The organism is Rhizobacter sp. P3_B12, assembly GCF_056402895.1.
The window spans coordinates 1-1,753 of the sequence record NZ_JBFUGN010001158.1; the positions used below are offsets into that span (position 1 = coordinate 1).

Genomic DNA, 1,753 nt, shown 5'->3' on the forward strand with positions numbered 1-1,753 from the left:
GCCTTGTTGCTTGCCACCTTGCTCGTTGCTGTCACTCATTGGGGGTCCTTGGCTGGAGACTTCTGGTCACGGGCAACCGAGAATTCTAGCGGACGTGTCAACCCCCGCGCCCGGCGGTGAGGGGCGCGCGCCACTGCGGGCGGACCCTCATTGACGAGGCTTTCGGCTTGACTTCTGGCATTGCTCGGCAATACTGCCGCGCAGCATCCAGAAGAACAGGAGCATCACATGGGATTCGCCACCGAATTCAAGTCGTTCGCGATGAAGGGGAATGTCGTCGACCTGGCGGTCGGCGTCATCATCGGCGCGGCCTTCGGCAAGATCGTCGATTCGATCGTCAAGGACCTGATCATGCCGGTGATCGGCCGACTGGTCGGCGGGCTCGATTTTTCGAACTACTTCTTGATGCTGGCCAATCCCCCGGCCGAGTTCAAGGGCCCGATGACTTACGAGGCGCTGACGAAAGCCGGCGTCCCGCTGTTCGCGTACGGCAATTTCATCACCGTGGCGCTCAATTTCCTGATCCTCGCCGTCATCATCTTCGTGATGGTCAAGCAGATCAACCGCCTCAAGCACGAGGCGCCGGCGGTACCGGCCGCGGTGCCCGAAGACGTGCAGCTGCTGCGCGAGATCCGGGATTCGCTGAAGAAGTGAACGTTCGCGCCGCGGGGCGTGAAATGCTCCCCGCCGGCCACCGTCGCCACGCCGCAACGCGGCGCGTGCCCATTCCGTTTGGGCTCATACTGCAGGTATCTCCGTCCGGACCATCCGTCAGGGCGGTTTCGCCCCGGTCCGCCCATCGGCCCTGTCCGTAGATGAATTCGATCGATCCACGTTCGCAAGCAGCGTTCGACGCCGCCATCAGCCACCTGAAGACGACCACTGCGGCCGTGGCTGATCGCGTGTCGACGCACCTGGGCACGCTGGCATCGGCGGCGATGCGCATCTACGAGCGCGACATCCTGATCACCGCCCAGCTCGACCTGCGCCGCCACATGAGCACCTTCGTGCTGGTGTTCGGCGACACGCTGAGCAAGCGCGTGACGCGCGAGCTGAGCCCGAACCGCGAGAGCGGCCGCAGCCTCGCCGAAACCGACTGGATGTCGCTCAGCATCGTCGGCGATGCCGAGATGGAAGAGCAGATGTCGTCCGACCGCATCAGCCAGGCCATCACGCATGCCTGCGAATGGGAACTGCGCGACATGGCGGCCTACACCGGCGCGCTGCTGGGCATCGGGCGGGCCGACCAGGAACGCAACCCGCTGCGCGGCGAGGTGATGGGCGCCTCGGTGTTCCGCGCCATCGAATCGGTGTCGAACGAGCGCGAGACGCGCAAGGTGCTGGCGCGCGAGATGAGCCTCGCGCTGTCGCGCGCGATGCCCACCTGCTACGGCGACATCCTGAAGGATTTCCGCGCCCGCGGCGTGCAGCCGGTCAGCCTGTCGGTGCGCGGCGTCGAGGGCCCCGGCAACGAACTGGCGCGCGACCGCGTCAACTCCGGCTACTCGACGCTGCGCGACACCGGCTCGTCCGGCAGCGGCAACCTGTACGCCCCGACCACGATGACCGGCGACTTCGACAGCGGCCAGGGCGGCCTGCCCGGTCGCGGCCAGGGCATGCCCGGCGGCTCGTCCCGCGGCGGCTTCGGCGGGCCGGGGGGAGGGAGCGGCGGTGCTGGTGGTAGTGGTGGTGGCCATGCGGGCGTCGGCACGATGGGCCGCCCCGGCACCACCGCGCCCGGCCGCGATGCCGC

2 protein-coding genes are annotated in these 1,753 nt (G+C 67.4%); both read left to right on the forward strand.

All coding sequences use genetic code 11. The annotated features are described in order from the left end of the window. Positions 1 to 228 precede the first annotated feature (228 nt). Positions 229 to 654 carry a large conductance mechanosensitive channel protein MscL gene (gene mscL / locus AC1D01_RS33260; RefSeq protein WP_477873742.1) on the forward strand — a complete coding sequence of 142 codons (426 nt, stop codon included), beginning with the start codon at positions 229 to 231 and terminating at the stop codon, positions 652 to 654. 161 nt (positions 655 to 815) lie between these two features. Beyond that, positions 816 to 1,753: DUF1631 family protein (locus tag AC1D01_RS33265; protein WP_477873743.1), on the forward strand; the 938-nt coding region annotated here is incomplete at its 3' end.